Origin of the sequence: Shewanella vaxholmensis, from assembly GCF_031932135.1 — a bacterium.
GTDB lineage: Bacteria > Pseudomonadota > Gammaproteobacteria > Enterobacterales > Shewanellaceae > Shewanella > Shewanella hafniensis.
Genome location: NZ_JAUOEV010000011.1, coordinates 40,693 through 56,920, shown reverse-complemented (window position 1 = coordinate 56,920; position 16,228 = coordinate 40,693). Strand labels below are relative to the sequence as shown.

Genomic DNA, 16,228 nt, shown 5'->3' with positions numbered 1-16,228 from the left:
GCTAACTCCTCTTTACTTCCTCTCGTTGACCATAAACTCAGTGTGAGTTAGGCATGTCTTTAAGCTTAGTTACATGACAAAAAACAAACAAAATACTGTTGTAATGGTTGACAAGTACACCTCAACTCCCTATGGTAGCCTCCGTTGCCGTTAGGTTATTAAGGCAAGGCATGAAAACACTTATCCGTTTTTACTCAACACACGCTAAGGCAAGTTTTATGTGTTTCACAGCATTTTATACTCCCTATCTGTAGCCGCAATGGCATAGATAGGCACCTCGCCTGACCTTCCATTGTGGCCATATCCTTTCGGATCCGCTTAGCGCCACTGTCTCATTTGCTTAAATCATTTTGTGTTTGAATCGTTTCACATTGAATCGAATCAAAATATTTTAAGACAGTGACTTTCGGATCAAATCTTTAGCTCTTTTTCATCCGACACGCTTTTGAGATTATGTTATGACACAGAATAAAATTTTCGGCAGTTTGCTGCTTATCGCAGGCACCACAATTGGCGCGGGTATGCTGGCTTTGCCTATCGCATCGGCGGGACTTGGTTTTGGCACGTCCTCCGCCATCATGTTGATCCTGTGGGCGCTAATGGCCTACACGGCACTGCTTATGGTGGAAATCCATCAATTCGCCCCCAGCGATGCCAGTCTTAATCACTTAGCGCAACGCTTATTGGGCCGTAAAGGCCAGTTGATCGCCAATAGCGCCTTGATGTTTTTACTGTACGCCCTTTGCGCCGCCTACATTGCCGGTGGTGGTGAGCAAGTGAACCAAAAGCTGAGCACTTGGCTAGGGCTAAGTTTGCCACCACAGGCGGGCGCCATCCTGTTTACCCTGCTGATTGGGGCGATTGTGGGCATGGGAACTCACTGTGTGGACCTTATCAACCGCGGTTTGTTTGCCCTTAAGCTATTGGCATTACTGCTTATGTTGGCCTTGTTACTGCCGCAGGTAGAAAGCCCACATTTACTCGAACTCCCACTTAACCAAGGTTTAATTATCACGGCTATTCCGGTGATTTTTACCTCCTTTGGTTTCCACGGTTCGATTCCATCAGTGGTGCGCTACTTAGGCGTTGAGGTCAAATCCCTGCGCAGGATCATGCTGCTCGGCTCGGCCTTACCTCTGGTCATTTACCTTTTGTGGCAAATAGGTAGCCAAGGCGTACTGAGCCAAAGCCAATTGCTCGAAAACCAAAGTTTATCGAGCTTTATCAATCAACTGGCAAGCGTACTACACAGCGAATACTTAAGCAGCGCGATTAGTCTGTTTGCCGATCTCGCTCTTGCGACTTCGTTTTTAGGGGTGAGTTTAGGTTTGTTTGATTTTATGGCCTCAACCTTAAGACGAGAGGATAATTTTTCTGGTCGTAGCCTAACCGCTGCCATCACCTTTTTACCGCCCTTAGGTTTTGCCCTCTTCTACCCCCAAGGTTTTATCACAGCCCTAGGTTACGCGGCGATTGCGCTGGTGATCCTCGCCATCTTTTTACCTGTGGCCATGGTGTGGACACAGCGCCAGACGCGAGATGTGGCCAATATGCCGACGGGATATCGGGTCGCGGGCGGCAAGTTTGCCTTAATGCTCGCCACACTTTGCGGAATAGTGGTTATCGCAGCGCAGATGTTTAGCTAGCTCCAATTCACTAACCAAAAGTTAGTTAGCCCTATTCGCTAGCTCGAATAACAGATTAGGTACAAGAGCCTGTAAAGCTTCAACTATTGACAGCAGGCTCTTGTCTATTCGATGATCCTTTCACATTAGTCAGCTAAGCCCTTGGGTGTTAAACTGCCTCTGATGCTCGTGCACGCTGCGACAGCGGCTAAGAAGACGGCTCCTAGAGTCAGTGACTAAAGACGGTTACTAATGTCAGTTACTAAAGTCAGTTACTAAAGTCAGTTGCTAAAAAAGTACCTCAGCAAAAATGCCGATGCAAAGCAGGCGTGAGTGTATTTGTGCAATGCTAAGGCACGAGTTTGATCAGGGCTCAGTGAATAAGGAAAGAAGTCGAACCCAATGCCAATCCACAACAAGCCAAGCCGTAGCAGTGCTTCTGATAGCGAGACACCTCAACACGAGGCAACGGAGACTTCCGCTGGCCCTCCCAGTGGTGCTGCAGGTTCTGGAACGGATGCCACTGTAGCAACACAAAGCCGCCGTAAATTCCCCCTAAAAAAAACCTTATTGGCGACCAGCTTAACGGGCATCTTAGCGGGCGTGGCGTTAACTGTGTGGATTGTGAATACCCAGGCTGAAAAACTGATTATGCAGGCGGCAAACTTTGCCCTCGTAGGCATGGACAGCGAACTGATTGACATTGAATTAGGGAAAAGTCAGTTAGAACATTGGCGCATTACCTCTGCCAATCTTAGGGTGCATGACAGCCATATCACGCTTAATGATGTGAATATCAAGCTAAAACTTGACTGGCCGCAAAGTTTTGCCGAGCTGAAACAGTTCAGCCAAATCGCTTACCTCACTCAAAAAATCACCCAAATCTCCACAGGTGATATTGAAGTCGAGTTAGGGCAATCGCTATTATTACCCAATCGAAATGCCATCGATGAACAAGGCCCCGCCTTGGCCTTAGATATCAAATCATTACCCCTCATCGATATCGGTAAAACCAGCCTTATTCTCAAAGCTCACCATCTCGACACCCAAAACGATTTACCCGCCTATCGTTTGGTGATGGACAAGTTGAGCCTTAACGGCGCGGGGGAAATCAACAGCGAGTTTAGCCACGAAGGTGAAAGCATCGCCAAACTCAAAGCCACACTCGCAGCCCAACAGTGGCAACTGGCAAGTCAAATTGCACTCGCGCCGCTGCTTGCGAGCTTGCATCAAATCAGCCTGAGGCAAACACAAGACAGTGTGCTGAGCCCGTTAACTGAGCTTGATAAAGAGTGGCAAGCGTTAGCGATTGAGCTACAAGGTCAATTAGTGTCCGACAGCCGTATTACATTAACTTCGGGCGAGCTTATCAGCCAGCACCAGTTAATTGATCCTAAGCTGACTTTTAATCGGTTGGCGGCGCTAGAACTTGCGCCAAAACCTGCTCTCGAATTTCAAATTGCCGGACATTTAGCCGAACTTGACCTAAGCCTTGAACCCTTTACCTTAGCCTTGACGCCAAATGCCGCGCAGCAACAGCGATTGATGCAGCTGCTCGATGAGACGCTGGCTAAGCCTTTAACTCAGCCATTATCTCAACCTTTAACTGAGTCGGCAGCCAAGCCCGCTTCGGAGCAAGCGCCTGATCAGACAGCGGGTCAAATCGCTAAGCTTCTGTCAGGGCTCAAAAGCACAGATGCACCGATAGGATTATCACTGACATTGGCTGAAACCCTGCATTATCCGCTAACTCAAATCCAGCAGGATGCACAGAGCCAACCGCTTAAGAATGATCCACTTGAAAATGAGCCGCTTAGCTTTAAACTTCCCCGAATTGAGCTAAAAACCTTAGGCAGTAAGCTCGATACCCAAATCGATTTGGCCAATGTTGAAGTAGTCAAGTCCGCCGAAGCGCTCTCAATTAACACAGATTGGCACCTTAACGCTAAGCAAACCAGCTCACTACAGTTATCTGAATTGTGGGCGAATACTCCCCAAGATCTCAGCTGGAATAGTAGCCAGTTAACCACCGCGGGCAAATTGAGTTTTAATCAGACACTAAGCTCAACCAACTGGCAATTGATCACTGCGCCTATCGACGCTACAACCCAAACACAGCAAAATGCCTGCGACACGCTGCAGTTCACTGTCGGCGAGCTTAAACAGTTAAGCGCTCAAGATAACAATGCGGCTAAACACGCCGATGTGAGCCTTGGCAGTATCACAATAAACGCCCTTGCACCGCTTACCGTAAGCTCGCAGCGCAACTCAAATACCAGCTCAAGTATCAGCTCAGGACAAACTTCAGTGCCCGCGTCCGATACTGCAAACCAATTAACACTGGCCTTACCGCCTTTGACCTTGGCACTGGAGCAGCTGCATTTTTCGCAAACCACACAGACGGTTGTTAGTGAAACAGCAGCTGTTGATACAAAAAAAGCTGAAACGACTGCTGTTGAAACGAAAGTGGCAGAAGCTAGCGCTGAAAAAAGCACAAACACGAGCATCACAACTAAAACCGACATGAGCGCGGGCAGTTTCTCGATTGCATTACAAAAAGCCATGTCATTTGAGTTTAAGCCCGAGGTCGAAGCCCCACTCGACTCGCTGCTCACAGCCACTTGGCAAAATCAACTCGCATGGCAAGCCAATCAGCTCAATATCGAAAAGCAGCTCAGCAGCAAAGGTCGCAGCCGCAAAGAAACCGTACTCAAGCTGGACAAGTTAACGCTGGCACAAAGCTTAAATTGGAAAAATAACACGCTCTTTGGTGATGAGCACTGGCAAGTGGGCACGGTTGAGCTGCAAAGCCAACACAAGCTGAACCTTGCCACTGCGAGCAAACCTCTAGTACTGACGGGGCAATGGGTTGTCGACACTAGCATGACCGAGGCGCTGTCCTTGCTCAATCAAACCCAACCCTTGCCTGCTGAGCTTAATGTCACGGGTCATAACCAATTACAGGCACAGTTTAATTTAACCCAACAGCGCGATCAGACCCAATTTACCATGCAAATTACCCAGTCGATGACCGAACTTGAAGGTTTTTATAAGGACACCACCTTTGAGGGGGGGAAACTGCAGGCGCAATGTGAGTTTAGTTGGGGTCAATCTTATAAAAAAGAGTCTCATAAAAAGCCGCAGGATAAAGGCTATTTTAGCAGTCTCAGTAAGCTCAATTGTCCGCAGACACTGATGACCTTTAACCTGTTTGATCCTGGCTTTCCACTGACCGATATCGAAGTGGAAGCCGATATCGCCCTAGGTAAAGATGCCGAGAAGCTGCCCGACAATTGGATACAGCAACTCACAGGCTTAAGTGATACCGATGTTTCCATGACCGCCAAAGGTAAAGTACTCAGCGGCCAGTTCCTGCTACCAGAATTTAATCTGAAATTGCAGGATAAATCCCATGCGTATCTGCTGCTGCAGGCCATGAGTCTGGAAGAGGTTCTGCGCATTCAACCGCAAATTGGCGTCTATGCCGACGGCATATTCGATGGCGTATTACCCGTCGATTTAATCAACGGCAAAGTCTCGATCACAGGCGGTCAACTCGCCGCCCGCGCCCCCGGCGGCCTAATCGCCATTTCGGGTAATCCGGCGGTTGAACAGATGCGCCAATCCCAGCCATACCTCGATTTTGTCTTTTCGACGCTAGAACACTTACAATACAGTCAATTATCGAGCAGCTTTGACATGGACCAAGCCGGTGATGCTAAGCTACTCGTCGAAGTGAAAGGCCGCAGCCAAGGGGTTGAACGTCCTATTCACTTGAATTACTCTCATGAAGAGAACATGCTGCAATTATTTAGAAGTCTGCAAATTGGTAATGACTTGCAGGACAGAATCGAAAAATCAGTGAAGTAACAAGGAAACCTCAGTGAAGATAATTCAATTACAGCAAGTTAGCCTAGGTGCCCGCAGTGCGCTTGTCGCATTGTTCGCACTCGCCGCATTGCAGGGCTGTGCGCCCACAGTAAAAATAGAACCGCCGGATAAACCTATCGTTATCAATCTCAATGTGAAAATTGAACATGAGATACGGATCAAAGTGGATAAGGAATTAGATCAACTCCTGTCAGACGATAAGCTGTTCTAATTGATTAAGAATTGAGGAATCACCATGAAATCAATCCGACTAAAAACAAAGTTATTATTGCTATTAACCCTCAGCTTCTTAAGCCTAAGCGCCTTTGCCATGTCACTTCAAGACGCTAAATCACAGGGCTATTTAGGCGAACAAGCCAACGGCTACTTAGGATTAGTGCAAGCCAATCCCGAAGCCAAAGCCGTAATGGACGACGTAAATAACAAACGTCGCGCCCACTACGAAACCATTGCCAAGAAGAACAAACTCTCCCCCGCCGACGTCGCTAAACTCGCCGGCGAAAAAGCCATAGCCGCCACAGATAAAGGCAACTATGTACAAGATGCCAAAGGCAAATGGATTAAAAAGTAGTCCGCTATTTAAGACTCTAGCGCATAAAAGTAAAACGAATAGACATAAACAAAACGCCTGCAATAGCAGGCGTTTTTATTTGTACGATTAAACAAGTGACGTAACATGATATCCGAATATTTTACTCTTCTAGAACTGAAGTCTTTAGCTTGCTTTTCTTGGAGGAGAAACGATGTAGGGGATTATCGATTCACATAAAAAAATCCATTCAGACTTTAAATATTCATCAATATCATTAAAGTCAAATTTCTCTTTTTCAAGATATTTAACTGCACACTTCAATAAATCAGTACCTAAACCATCAATTAATGAACATTTACATGTTTTAATTGTTTGGCAATCATTAGATTGATTGCAAGCCTTTAACAAACCAGCCTTTATAAATGAATCACTCCAAAATTTATTAGTATCTTGACAGCTTGTTTTAATAGTTTTAAGCCGCATACCTTTTTTAAAGTCAATAAATTTTACAGGATTACGCTCATGATCATCAATTAATTGCTTTATTTTACTAACACTCTGCCTAATTAACTTATTTTCACTCGCAAAAAAATCAAGAATTATAGTTGGTATAATATTTTTCGCCTCTCTTGACTTTGTCGTAATATAACGCGCAAATGGGAAGTTTGGTATAATATCAATAACACCTTTAGCTGTGTCGCCATATTCACACCAAGGAGTTTTAAAATCACTATCCAATATGCATAATGAAACACCATTATTATTCTTAAAATGGCTACTTACAACGTCTTTGGTTGTATGCCCACCACCATTAACTTCATTATAACATAATCCAATAACTACTTTTCTATAATCTAAATATGATTTTGATATTCTAACGTAAAACTCGATATCAGTTAAATTCTCAGCAATCAGTGATGCTCTATCATCTAATTTATAAAAAAGAATATCCTTTAATGGTATTTGAAGAATCTCGACACTTCCTTCTGAATGAATAGAAACTTGCTGGCCGGAGCTAACAACTCTTACTCTAAAGTTAAATGAACTCAATAAATTCTTCCATTGAACTTGATCAGAATATACTTTTCTATATGTAGAAATAGCCAATGCACCTATATCATTCAACGAAATTAGAGCATGTAGTAAACTTTTGCTGGCAAGTATAAAATTATAACCTCTAGATCGTGAAAGTGCCAAACCAATAAGTGCACCATGTTCCTCATCTGTAAGGTTTTGTAAATCCAAAGCCAAAGAGTCACAAATTTCTATGATCATATGTCAAACTCCGGATCAAAAAAACCCCATGGCCAATCTCTTAAATTACCTTCAGAGTCATAACTAGAAAATGTAACACTTGTGGGCTTGCTAGCATTTGCTTTATCAAAGATAACAATAGAAACATCCTCTTTATCTATTGTACTTAAAATTTTAGATGTTTTATTTGATTCATTGTATCCATCTAATATCTCATCAATACTAATTGGTACCTGCCTAATTCTATGACCTATTTGATTTATTATAGTTTCACTGTGTGTCTCAATTATAATCTTCAAGTTTATACCATTGATATCAGACTTCAAAAGATTGATCATCTTTATAAAAACATCAACAATTTTCGCTTGTAGCCTTGGATGTAAATGTAACTCTGGCTGCTCAATTACCAAGTACTTAGTGTTGTGGAAAACTTTATTTATATCATGTGTTGTATTTGTATCTTTAATACTAGTAAACCACAACTGAGTAATAATAGGTAATATTTGAGAAAACCCAAAACCCATATCAGTTATATTAAATGATTGTTCGGAATTTTCATATGTAATTCTTAGCGAAAGATGACCTCCATCTGATATTACATCGATTGAAAACCCGAAATTAACTGATAACCATTGCTTATATTCCTTCTTCTTTGTATCACTCAAATTAAAAATAAACATAGCAAGATTTTTACCCTGAAAATCCACTTCATTAACACTAAGATCTTGATTACGGTAATATCTTTCAGCAGTTGCTCTCAATGGTGCAATATAATTTAAATTTTTAAACTCACCAGTAATGTACACATTAAGAATCAAGCAATACCAAGCAACTCTAGATGAAAAAATAGCAGCATGAATTTGCCTAATATTACTGGATTCCTGATGTAAAGATGATGTCTTTTTTTTCCAAGTATGTGTTGGAGAAATACCTGAAAACTTTTCAACAAAATCACTCAGTGACATAGTTTGTTGTCTAAGCATTCTTTGTGTAAGATCAGCTAAATTACTTTTACCATGAGCATATTCTGCGACACAGTTATTAATTAGTTCTTTTACATTAGGATTATCATAATCATTAAATCCTGCATAAGTAGAGCTGCCACTTGGAAACTTAATATGAGTAAATAAAGAGAATCTTGACTTTTCTTGCGCAACAATTACCGAACCAAAATAATCAGTTAAATTAATCCCATTACTGATGACACTAATTAACTTATCACCTTTACCATAAATTATTTCAATTTCATTTTCATTATGTTTAATTTGAACTGAACGTACGCGAGTTTGACCATTTCTACCATCATTAACAACTTTAAGCGTAGCCTCAATATCCCCTGATAAAATACCTGCTTTACTAGTAACTCTTTTTGGCGTTACACTTAAAATAGATTGAGATTTAATTTTAAAAGAGAAACTAATTGACTTATCATCGGAGTAATTTGAAAGAGCATCATCAAATGAACCGAAATCAACATACGATCCATACCATAATATAGGACCTCTTGTATGTGATTCAGTACTTTGCCTTAGAAGTGGAAAAGTCCTTAGGAAAGTACTTTTACCTGAACTGTTTTCACCAAGGAGTAAAGTTAATGGCTTAATATCAACAAAACCACTATTTTTAAGACTTCTTAATCCTTCAACTTTTATGCTTTCCATGATACCACTTCATACAATAGTAAATGTCATTTATTGTAGTCATTTAATGGTATTTAAATCAATGATTAGCGTGTTGTAACAGCATATTTTTAGCATGATTTTTGCTTATGCTAGGCAATGGACCACCCATATACTGAATATAATTATCTGTATTGGATGTCACAAAATTGAATGTTTAAATAAAAGTTCATTCAAGAATCATTAGAACAACGATTAAGTTATAAATTGCGTGAGTCGGAAAATGGATACCAAGCTAGCAATCACAGAAAATGATCTGGCATCCACAACTCTTCTTTACTTTTTAGAGAGCTACAAGCAACACTACAAAATCAGGGAAAATTATGCCAAATGCAAACTCTCACCTTTGAACCTACCACTACGCAAATGCCTGAAAGGTGTGCCATGGTGATTGGCGAGACGACCGTCCGCCCATGGACGGGGCGGTCGAGCATCCAAGGACGGACTCGCTGCGAGTCGACGAGTGAATACCATGGCAAACCAGACTGCGTAGTGAGTTTAATACTAAAAGCAGGGCCAAATAGAGAAAACTAAGACTCACGAATTATCGGCAAGTGGTTACAAAAACCAATGATGAGCTATGCCGCAACCACATGGCGCTGTGCACGCAGTGGGTGTAAGCGATTATGCATCACTTTGATGGTTTCAAACTGCACCATAGTTTTCGCGCCCGACAAAACACACTCGGGTGACAATAACATCACTAGCGCGGACTGTAGGGTATTTTCAACCACGAGGGCGAGCACTCTTTGCTTTTGGCATTTAAGCTCAAAGACTTTACCCACATCGCTATAAACACAGACATCACTGGTATCAAAAAACCATGATTTAGGCATTTGCGGCGTCAGCATAAAATGGGCAGCGGTGGCATTGAGGGCAATTTGCACAATTGCAGCATCGGACAAAGACAGGGTTTTAGGTAATCTATCGAGTAAGCTCATATAGAATTTGGCGTGCGCAATATTAAATTCCATGCTTGATAAGGCATCAGGAATGAGTAATTTTGCTTTATAAGACGTCAGAAATTCAATCTCGGAACCTAACGATACGCCTAAAACACCATACGAATCGTTATATTTCCATTGCCAATCTTTTTGTGGCATTAATAACATAACGGTGACCCAATATTTGAACACTGGGACATAATAGTAGATATTTTATCCAATATCAAAATAAAAATAATAAAATACAAATTATTTAACAGTTACTTAGTCGATCTAATATAGGATCTTAACAGCGATCTAAGGATCCTTTTAGATCGCTGTTAAAGAATAAGATCTTATTTTAGATCGTTATCTTGATCTTAAGATCATTATTTTAAGCGGTATGCATTCACTATTTCTTTAATTAACTTCGGACCTTGATAAATAAAACCCGAATAAATCTGCACCATAACGGCGCCCGCATCAAATTTGGCTAAGGCATCTTCGGCACTATTGATGCCGCCCACACCTATGATCGGGATCTGCCCTTTCAAGCATATCGCTAACTGCTTGATCACTTTAGTAGACAGCTCAGTTAAGGGTTTACCGCTTAAGCCGCCGCTTTCATTGGCGTTGGCAAGACCGCTAACACCATCACGCGTTAAAGTAGTATTAGTCGCAATTGCGCCATCAAATTTGTTTTTAATCAGCGCCTCTGCGATATTTTCAATTTCTTCGATGGTTAAATCTGGAGCAATTTTAAGCGCGATGGGCACGTATTTTTTATGCTTTTCGGCCAGCTCAAGTTGCTTAGTTTTAATTGCGCTCAATAACTCATCTAATAGATCGCCATATTGTAGCGATCGCAATCCTGGGGTATTGGGTGATGAAATATTAACCGCAATATAAGCTGCATGGAGATAAACTTTATCCATACAGATCAAATAATCGTCTTTACCTTGTTCTACTGGGGTGTCTTTATTTTTACCAATATTGACACCAACCATAATGTCGGTCTTTTTAGCGATCAAATTTTTGACCAGATTATCGACACCTTTATTATTAAACCCCATGCGATTAATAATGCCTTTAGCAGGCTTTAATCTAAATAGGCGGGGTAAATCATTACCAGGTTGTGGTCTTGGGGTCACAGTGCCCACTTCAACATGACCAAATCCCATCGCATGAAAGGCATCAATCGATTCGCCGTCCTTGTCCATACCCGCAGCGAGTCCCACTGGGTTAGGAAAAGTCAGTCCCATAACGCTCACGGGAGCCGGTGCAATCGTTTGTCCGTACAGACACGTTAACGGGCTATTGGCGGTCATTTTTAGACTGCCTATAGCAAGATGGTGAGCTCGCTCAGGATCCATCTGAAACATGACTTTCTGTGCGATTTTATAAAACATGTACTTTCCTCGACCTAAAAAAAGCCCCGGCGATCGCCAGGGCTTCTGATTGTTATAATAAGTTTACTTTTGGCCTTCGCAGTGAAGGATCAGAAGGTTAAGTTCACGTAGGGCGACAGAGAACTTAGCAAACTCATGGCTTTGCGACGTTTTGAAGTCAGCTAGCATGTGGAACCATCTTTCCAATAAGCCTTGATTGATCTCAATCCACTGAGAAATCACGCTTTCGGCATCACAGGTTGCACTGCAGGTTCTTAGTACCACTGAACTTAATGCACGTTGTTGCCAATCCAACTCTTCCCTAAAGGCGGCACGAGCCAGTGCTTGCCAATGGTTAGCCACAGGTTGAGCGCTGATCTGTTCTAAGAACCAGTGCAGCTCAACGCGGGCGCCGAGTTTGAAGTAAGTTTCAGCCACTAGCGCAACTGTCTTATCTTCTGTTTGGGCAATTTGGGCAATGTCTAAGGCAGAGAACAAGGTGCTCATGTTAGCCACAATGGTTGCCACAGCTTGTGGTACGTTTTCTTTGACCAAAGCATTGATCTCAGATTGGATACCTTTAGCTTCTTCTTCAACCAGATATAAATGAACATTATCTTTAATTTGTTCAAATACAGGTTTGAAGAAGGCAACTGTCTGTTCGATGCTACCAGTGCGGTTACGGTGACGGAGGAACCAGCGGCTAGCACGACGCATATTGCGGCGTAACTGATGCAGCATTTCACCTTGAACCACAGCAGGAACTATGCCGTTTAAGTCAGTGATCGATTTAGTTAATTCAGCTAAACCAAATACTTCGCGGGCCATAGTGTAGCAAATTGCCGCGTCAGCAACTGAGGCACCTGTCTCATCTTGCATACGTTGAACAAAATTCAAGCCCATGTCGTTAACGAGTTCATTGGCGAGTGAGGTCGCAATGATTTCGCCACGCAGTGGATGGGTTGCCATTTTGTCGCTGTATTTTTCCTGAAGTTTTTTCGGGAAATAGGCGATAAGCAATTGGCTTAACAGCGTATCTTCAGTGATTTCTGGCGTCACTAATTGCTCTTTCAGCACCATCTTCGCATAGGCAACCAGTACTGATAGCTCAGGACGTGTTAACGCACGACCACTGGCTAAACGCTCAGCCAATTCGTCGTCAGACGGTAAGAACTCTAAGGCTCTGTCTAACTTGCCTTCTTTTTCCAGATACTGGATAAAGCGGATCTGCTCTTTTAACTGCTCAGCACCACGCACTTGAGTCACAGAGATAGTACGCGTTTGATCTTTACAGTCTTGCAGTACGATGTGGCCGACTTCTTCAGTCATTTCTTCCAGTAAACGGTTACGCTGCTTAAGCGTCAGTTCACCTTCAGTCACCATAGCGTTCAGCAAAATCTTGATGTTCACTTCGTTATCTGAACAGTCCACACCACCCACGTTATCCACGAAGTCAGTGTTGATACGGCCGCCGTTAGACGCATATTCAATACGACCTAACTGAGTACAACCTAAGTTACCGCCCTCGCCGACTATCTTAGCGCGCAGTTCGCCACCGTTGACACGCAATGCATCGTTGGCGCGATCGCCGACTTCAGCATGGGTTTCGCGTGCAGATTTCACATAGGTACCGATACCACCGTTCCAGATCAAATCAACTGGCATTTTCAGCAGTTCTTTCATCAGCTCAGTTGGGGTCATAGAGGTTTTCTCTGTGGCCAACATTTGCTTAATTTCTGCCGATAACGGAATAGATTTAGATGAACGTAGGAAAATACCGCCACCTTTAGAAATCAACTTGCTGTTGTAATCTTCCCAGCTTGAACGTGGCAGAGCGAATAAACGCGCCCGTTCATCATAACTTAATGCCGTATCCGGATTTGGATCGATAAAGATATGCATGTGGTTAAAGGCTGCAACCAGTTTAGTGTGCTTAGACAACAACATACCGTTACCGAATACGTCGCCCGCCATGTCACCTATACCTAAACAGGTAAAGTCTGTGGTTTGGCAATCAATACCGACTTCGCGGAAATGACGCTTAACCGATTCCCAGCCGCCTTTAGCCGTGATACCCATTTTCTTATGGTCATAACCGTTACTGCCACCCGATGCGAATGCATCACCGAGCCAGAAGTTATATTCGAGAGAAATCGAGTTTGCGATATCAGAGAATGTCGCTGTGCCTTTATCGGCTGCAACCACAAGATATGGGTCATCTTCATCGTGACGAACCACATCCAATGGGTGGACGATTTCACCGTTCAAAATGTTATCGGTAATATCGAGCAAGGCACGGATAAAGATGCGGTAGCATTCTTGACCTTCAGTGAAGAAAGCTTCACGGCCGCCTTCGGTTGGCAATTGTTTACAAACAAAGCCACCTTTAGCACCCACAGGCACGATCACAGTGTTTTTCACTTGCTGTGCTTTTACCAGACCTAATACTTCAGTACGGAAGTCTTCACGACGATCTGACCAACGCAGACCACCACGGGCCACTTTACCGTAACGTAAATGCACACCTTCAACCCGAGGCGAATAAACGAAGATTTCGAATTTCGGCAGTGGGCGTGGCATTTCAGGGATCAGTGAAGGCATGAATTTAAACGAGATATAACTCTTAGATTCGCCTTTAGCATCCTGTTGGTAGAAGTTGGTACGCAGAGTAGCGTTAATCAGGTCTAAATAACGACGAATAATACGGTCATCATCTAAGCTAGACACTTCGTCTAAACGTAAATTGATTTGTTCCATAAACTTGCCCAGCGTACGGGTCTTGAGTTTTGGATTGAACTTACGGATAAACATCTTCACCAACAAATCAGCAATTTGTGGGTAACGACCGAAGGTTTCTTCGATATAAGACTGACTGAATGTCGCATCGATTTGACGCATGTATTTAGCATACGCGCGCAATACCGAGACTTCACGGCCCGTTAAGCCAGACGCTAGAATAATGCGGTTGAAACCGTCATCTTCTAACTTCTTTTGCCACACTTGTGACAGTGCGGTTTGGAATCTGTCTTGGCTATCGGCGATGTTGTCTGTGTTAACCACTTTGACAGTCATCAAGAAGTCTAAGATCCAGAAGGTAGAACCGTCTGAGGTCGTGACTTCATAGGGACGCTCGTTGATCACCCGCAGACCAAAGTTTTCCAGCATTGGCAGCACATCAGAAAGATGAATTGGCTCATCTTTATGGAATAGCTTTAAACGCACTTTATTGTCGTTCAGCGCCGCTTCCTGCGGTTGATAGAACAACATGCCGAGCTTGTGTTCGTCATCCAGCGCTTCGAGCTGTTGCATGTCAACGACGGCAGAGCTTGGCAATACGTCTTCTTTATAGCTTTGCTCAAACGCGTTGAAATAACGCTTAGTCAGATGAGTGCCGGCTTCTTCACCAAGTGCACTGTTAAGCGCAGTGCTTAACTTATCTTCCCACGAACGTGCCGCTTCTATTAAGTTGTTCTCTATGGCAGCCACATCTACATCCATATTATTGTTATCAACTTTGACTATGTAGTGAGTGCGGGCTAGCGTCGACTCGGAGAAATAAGTCGTAAACTCTACATCTTCTTTACTATTGAAATGCTGCGCCAGAATACGTTGGGTATCTTGGCGAAGTTTAGTGTTGTAACGATCCTTAGACACGTACACTAAACAGGATAAGAAACGGCCAAAGCCATCTTTGCGCACAAAGAGTTTTAGCTTGTCTCTGTCTTGCATTTCCAACACGCCATGTGCCGTGTGCGCTAAATCATCAACATTGGCTTGAATTAGCTCGTCACGAGGTAAATTCTCAAGAATGTTTAGCAGGGCTTTATAGTCGTGTGAACGTGGGGTTAAGCCTGAACGGTCTAACACACGCTGGACTTTTTCGTTCAGCAGTGGGATTTCACGTGGGCTGCGGTTATACACGTTTGACGCATACAAACCGATAAATCTATCTTCACCAACCACATTGCCTTTCTTATCGAAACGCTTGATACCGATATAATCGACATAAGCTGGGCGATGTACACGGCTCTTAGCACTGCTCTTAGTGAGGATCAGTAAGCTGTGATCTAAGGCTTCTTTGCGGGCGCTATCGGAGAAGCTAGATAATAACAAACCTTGCTCAGGTTGCGCTTTAGTGTGCTTGTTCATCAAACCTAAACTAGAGGCGATATTAGGCACGAGTTCAACGTCACCTTCGACACGATTCAAATCGTATTGGCGGTAACCTAACAGCGTAAAGTGATGATTATTCAAGTAAGTTAGGAAGTTAATCGCTTCTTCTAACTCTTGCTTATCGCCCGGGAACGGACGTTTTGGCAATTCTTTAATCGTATCACTCAACTTGGCCGACATGGCTTCCCAGTCGTTAACTGATGAAGCAACATCGGCAAGCACAGACTGAATTTCGCGCTCTAATGCTTTGATATCGACAGTGCTGCTTTGGCGGTCAATTTCAATCAAGAATACGGCGACATGTTCAGTACTTTCTGGGCTCTGATTAAGATAAGTGACATTAGTCACACCGCTATCTGAACGCTCAATGGCCAGCGGAGTGTGTAACATCATGTGAGCAGTAATACCCATACGATTCAATGCCATACCAACTGAATCTACCAAGAATGGCATGTCAGGTTGGATAACTTCAATGATCGAGTGGGTAGATTGCCAGCCGTGTTTGGCCTGGCTAGGGTTGAACACTCGTAGGTGAGTGTTACCTTTTGGCGTTTTGTTCAGGGCGTTCCATAAACTGAGAACCGCACCGTATAAATCACTGTCATTACGCGCATTGAGATCGTCTTTCGACATGTGGGCATAAAGGCAGGTGGCGAACTGTTCAACTTGCTTGGCTTGTGAATTAGGGACTTTAGCGTGAATTAAACTGACTACATTTTCAAGTAGTACTGAAGGCATTGCATCTTTCAAGGCCATGTTGCTG

The 16,228-nt window shown here is 43.2% G+C and carries 9 protein-coding genes; 4 read left to right on the top strand and 5 right to left on the bottom strand.

The features are described from left to right. Positions 1 to 458: 458 nt before the first annotated feature. The 4 genes from Q4Q46_RS11295 (at position 459) to Q4Q46_RS11280 (ending at position 6,087) form a co-directional block, all read left to right on the top strand. Positions 459 to 1,646 (top strand): aromatic amino acid transport family protein, encoded by a 1,188-nt coding sequence (locus Q4Q46_RS11295; protein ID WP_311890223.1) that lies wholly within the window; start codon positions 459 to 461, stop codon positions 1,644 to 1,646. 381 nt (positions 1,647 to 2,027) lie between these two features. Then, positions 2,028 to 5,495, top strand: a complete 3,468-nt coding sequence (locus Q4Q46_RS11290) for an intermembrane phospholipid transport YdbH family protein (RefSeq protein ID WP_311905978.1) — start codon at positions 2,028 to 2,030, stop codon at positions 5,493 to 5,495. A gap of 13 nt (positions 5,496 to 5,508) precedes the next feature. Further along, on the top strand, positions 5,509 to 5,727 hold the full coding sequence (locus Q4Q46_RS11285; protein ID WP_006081898.1) for a YnbE family lipoprotein: 219 nt from the start codon (positions 5,509 to 5,511) through the stop codon (positions 5,725 to 5,727). A 24-nt stretch (positions 5,728 to 5,751) separates the two neighbouring features. Continuing rightward, positions 5,752 to 6,087: a YdbL family probable chaperone protein gene (locus tag Q4Q46_RS11280; RefSeq protein WP_259562897.1), complete on the top strand. Its 336-nt coding sequence runs from the start codon at positions 5,752 to 5,754 to the stop codon at positions 6,085 to 6,087. Between the two features lie 144 nt (positions 6,088 to 6,231). Here Q4Q46_RS11280 and Q4Q46_RS11275 read toward each other — a convergent pair whose 3' ends face one another. From Q4Q46_RS11275 to Q4Q46_RS11255, 5 genes are all read right to left on the bottom strand, one after another. Beyond that, positions 6,232 to 7,323, bottom strand: coding sequence for a hypothetical protein (locus tag Q4Q46_RS11275; protein ID WP_311905977.1), 1,092 nt, complete (start codon positions 7,321 to 7,323; stop codon positions 6,232 to 6,234). Then, positions 7,320 to 8,963, bottom strand: coding sequence for an AAA family ATPase (locus tag Q4Q46_RS11270; RefSeq protein WP_311905976.1), 1,644 nt, complete (start codon positions 8,961 to 8,963; stop codon positions 7,320 to 7,322). The genes Q4Q46_RS11275 and Q4Q46_RS11270 overlap by 4 nt, the downstream gene beginning before the upstream one ends. Before the next feature lie 596 nt (positions 8,964 to 9,559). Continuing rightward, positions 9,560 to 10,093, bottom strand: coding sequence for a cell division protein ZapC (locus Q4Q46_RS11265; protein WP_006081901.1), 534 nt, complete (start codon positions 10,091 to 10,093; stop codon positions 9,560 to 9,562). Positions 10,094 to 10,293: 200 nt separating this feature from the next. Next, positions 10,294 to 11,313: a quinone-dependent dihydroorotate dehydrogenase gene (gene pyrD, locus Q4Q46_RS11260; protein WP_311905975.1), complete on the bottom strand. Its 1,020-nt coding sequence runs from the start codon at positions 11,311 to 11,313 to the stop codon at positions 10,294 to 10,296. A 63-nt stretch (positions 11,314 to 11,376) separates the two neighbouring features. Further along, positions 11,377 to 16,221 (bottom strand): NAD-glutamate dehydrogenase, encoded by a 4,845-nt coding sequence (locus tag Q4Q46_RS11255; RefSeq protein ID WP_311905974.1) that lies wholly within the window; start codon positions 16,219 to 16,221, stop codon positions 11,377 to 11,379. Positions 16,222 to 16,228: the final 7 nt, after the last annotated feature.

Bases quoted from the DNA above. Each gene is read 5' to 3' on its own strand.
- Q4Q46_RS11295 (WP_311890223.1), top strand. From the start codon at position 459: ATGACACAGAATAAAATTTTCGGCAGTTTGCTGCTTATCGCAGGCACC.
- Q4Q46_RS11290 (WP_311905978.1), top strand. From the start codon at position 2,028: ATGCCAATCCACAACAAGCCAAGCCGTAGCAGTGCTTCTGATAGCGAG.
- Q4Q46_RS11280 (WP_259562897.1), top strand. From the start codon at position 5,752: ATGAAATCAATCCGACTAAAAACAAAGTTATTATTGCTATTAACCCTC.
- Q4Q46_RS11275 (WP_311905977.1), bottom strand. From the start codon at position 7,323: ATGATCATAGAAATTTGTGACTCTTTGGCTTTGGATTTACAAAACCTT.
- Q4Q46_RS11270 (WP_311905976.1), bottom strand. From the start codon at position 8,963: ATGGAAAGCATAAAAGTTGAAGGATTAAGAAGTCTTAAAAATAGTGGT.
- Q4Q46_RS11265 (WP_006081901.1), bottom strand. From the start codon at position 10,093: ATGTTATTAATGCCACAAAAAGATTGGCAATGGAAATATAACGATTCG.
- pyrD (WP_311905975.1), bottom strand. From the start codon at position 11,313: ATGTTTTATAAAATCGCACAGAAAGTCATGTTTCAGATGGATCCTGAG.
- Q4Q46_RS11255 (WP_311905974.1), bottom strand. From the start codon at position 16,221: ATGGCCTTGAAAGATGCAATGCCTTCAGTACTACTTGAAAATGTAGTC.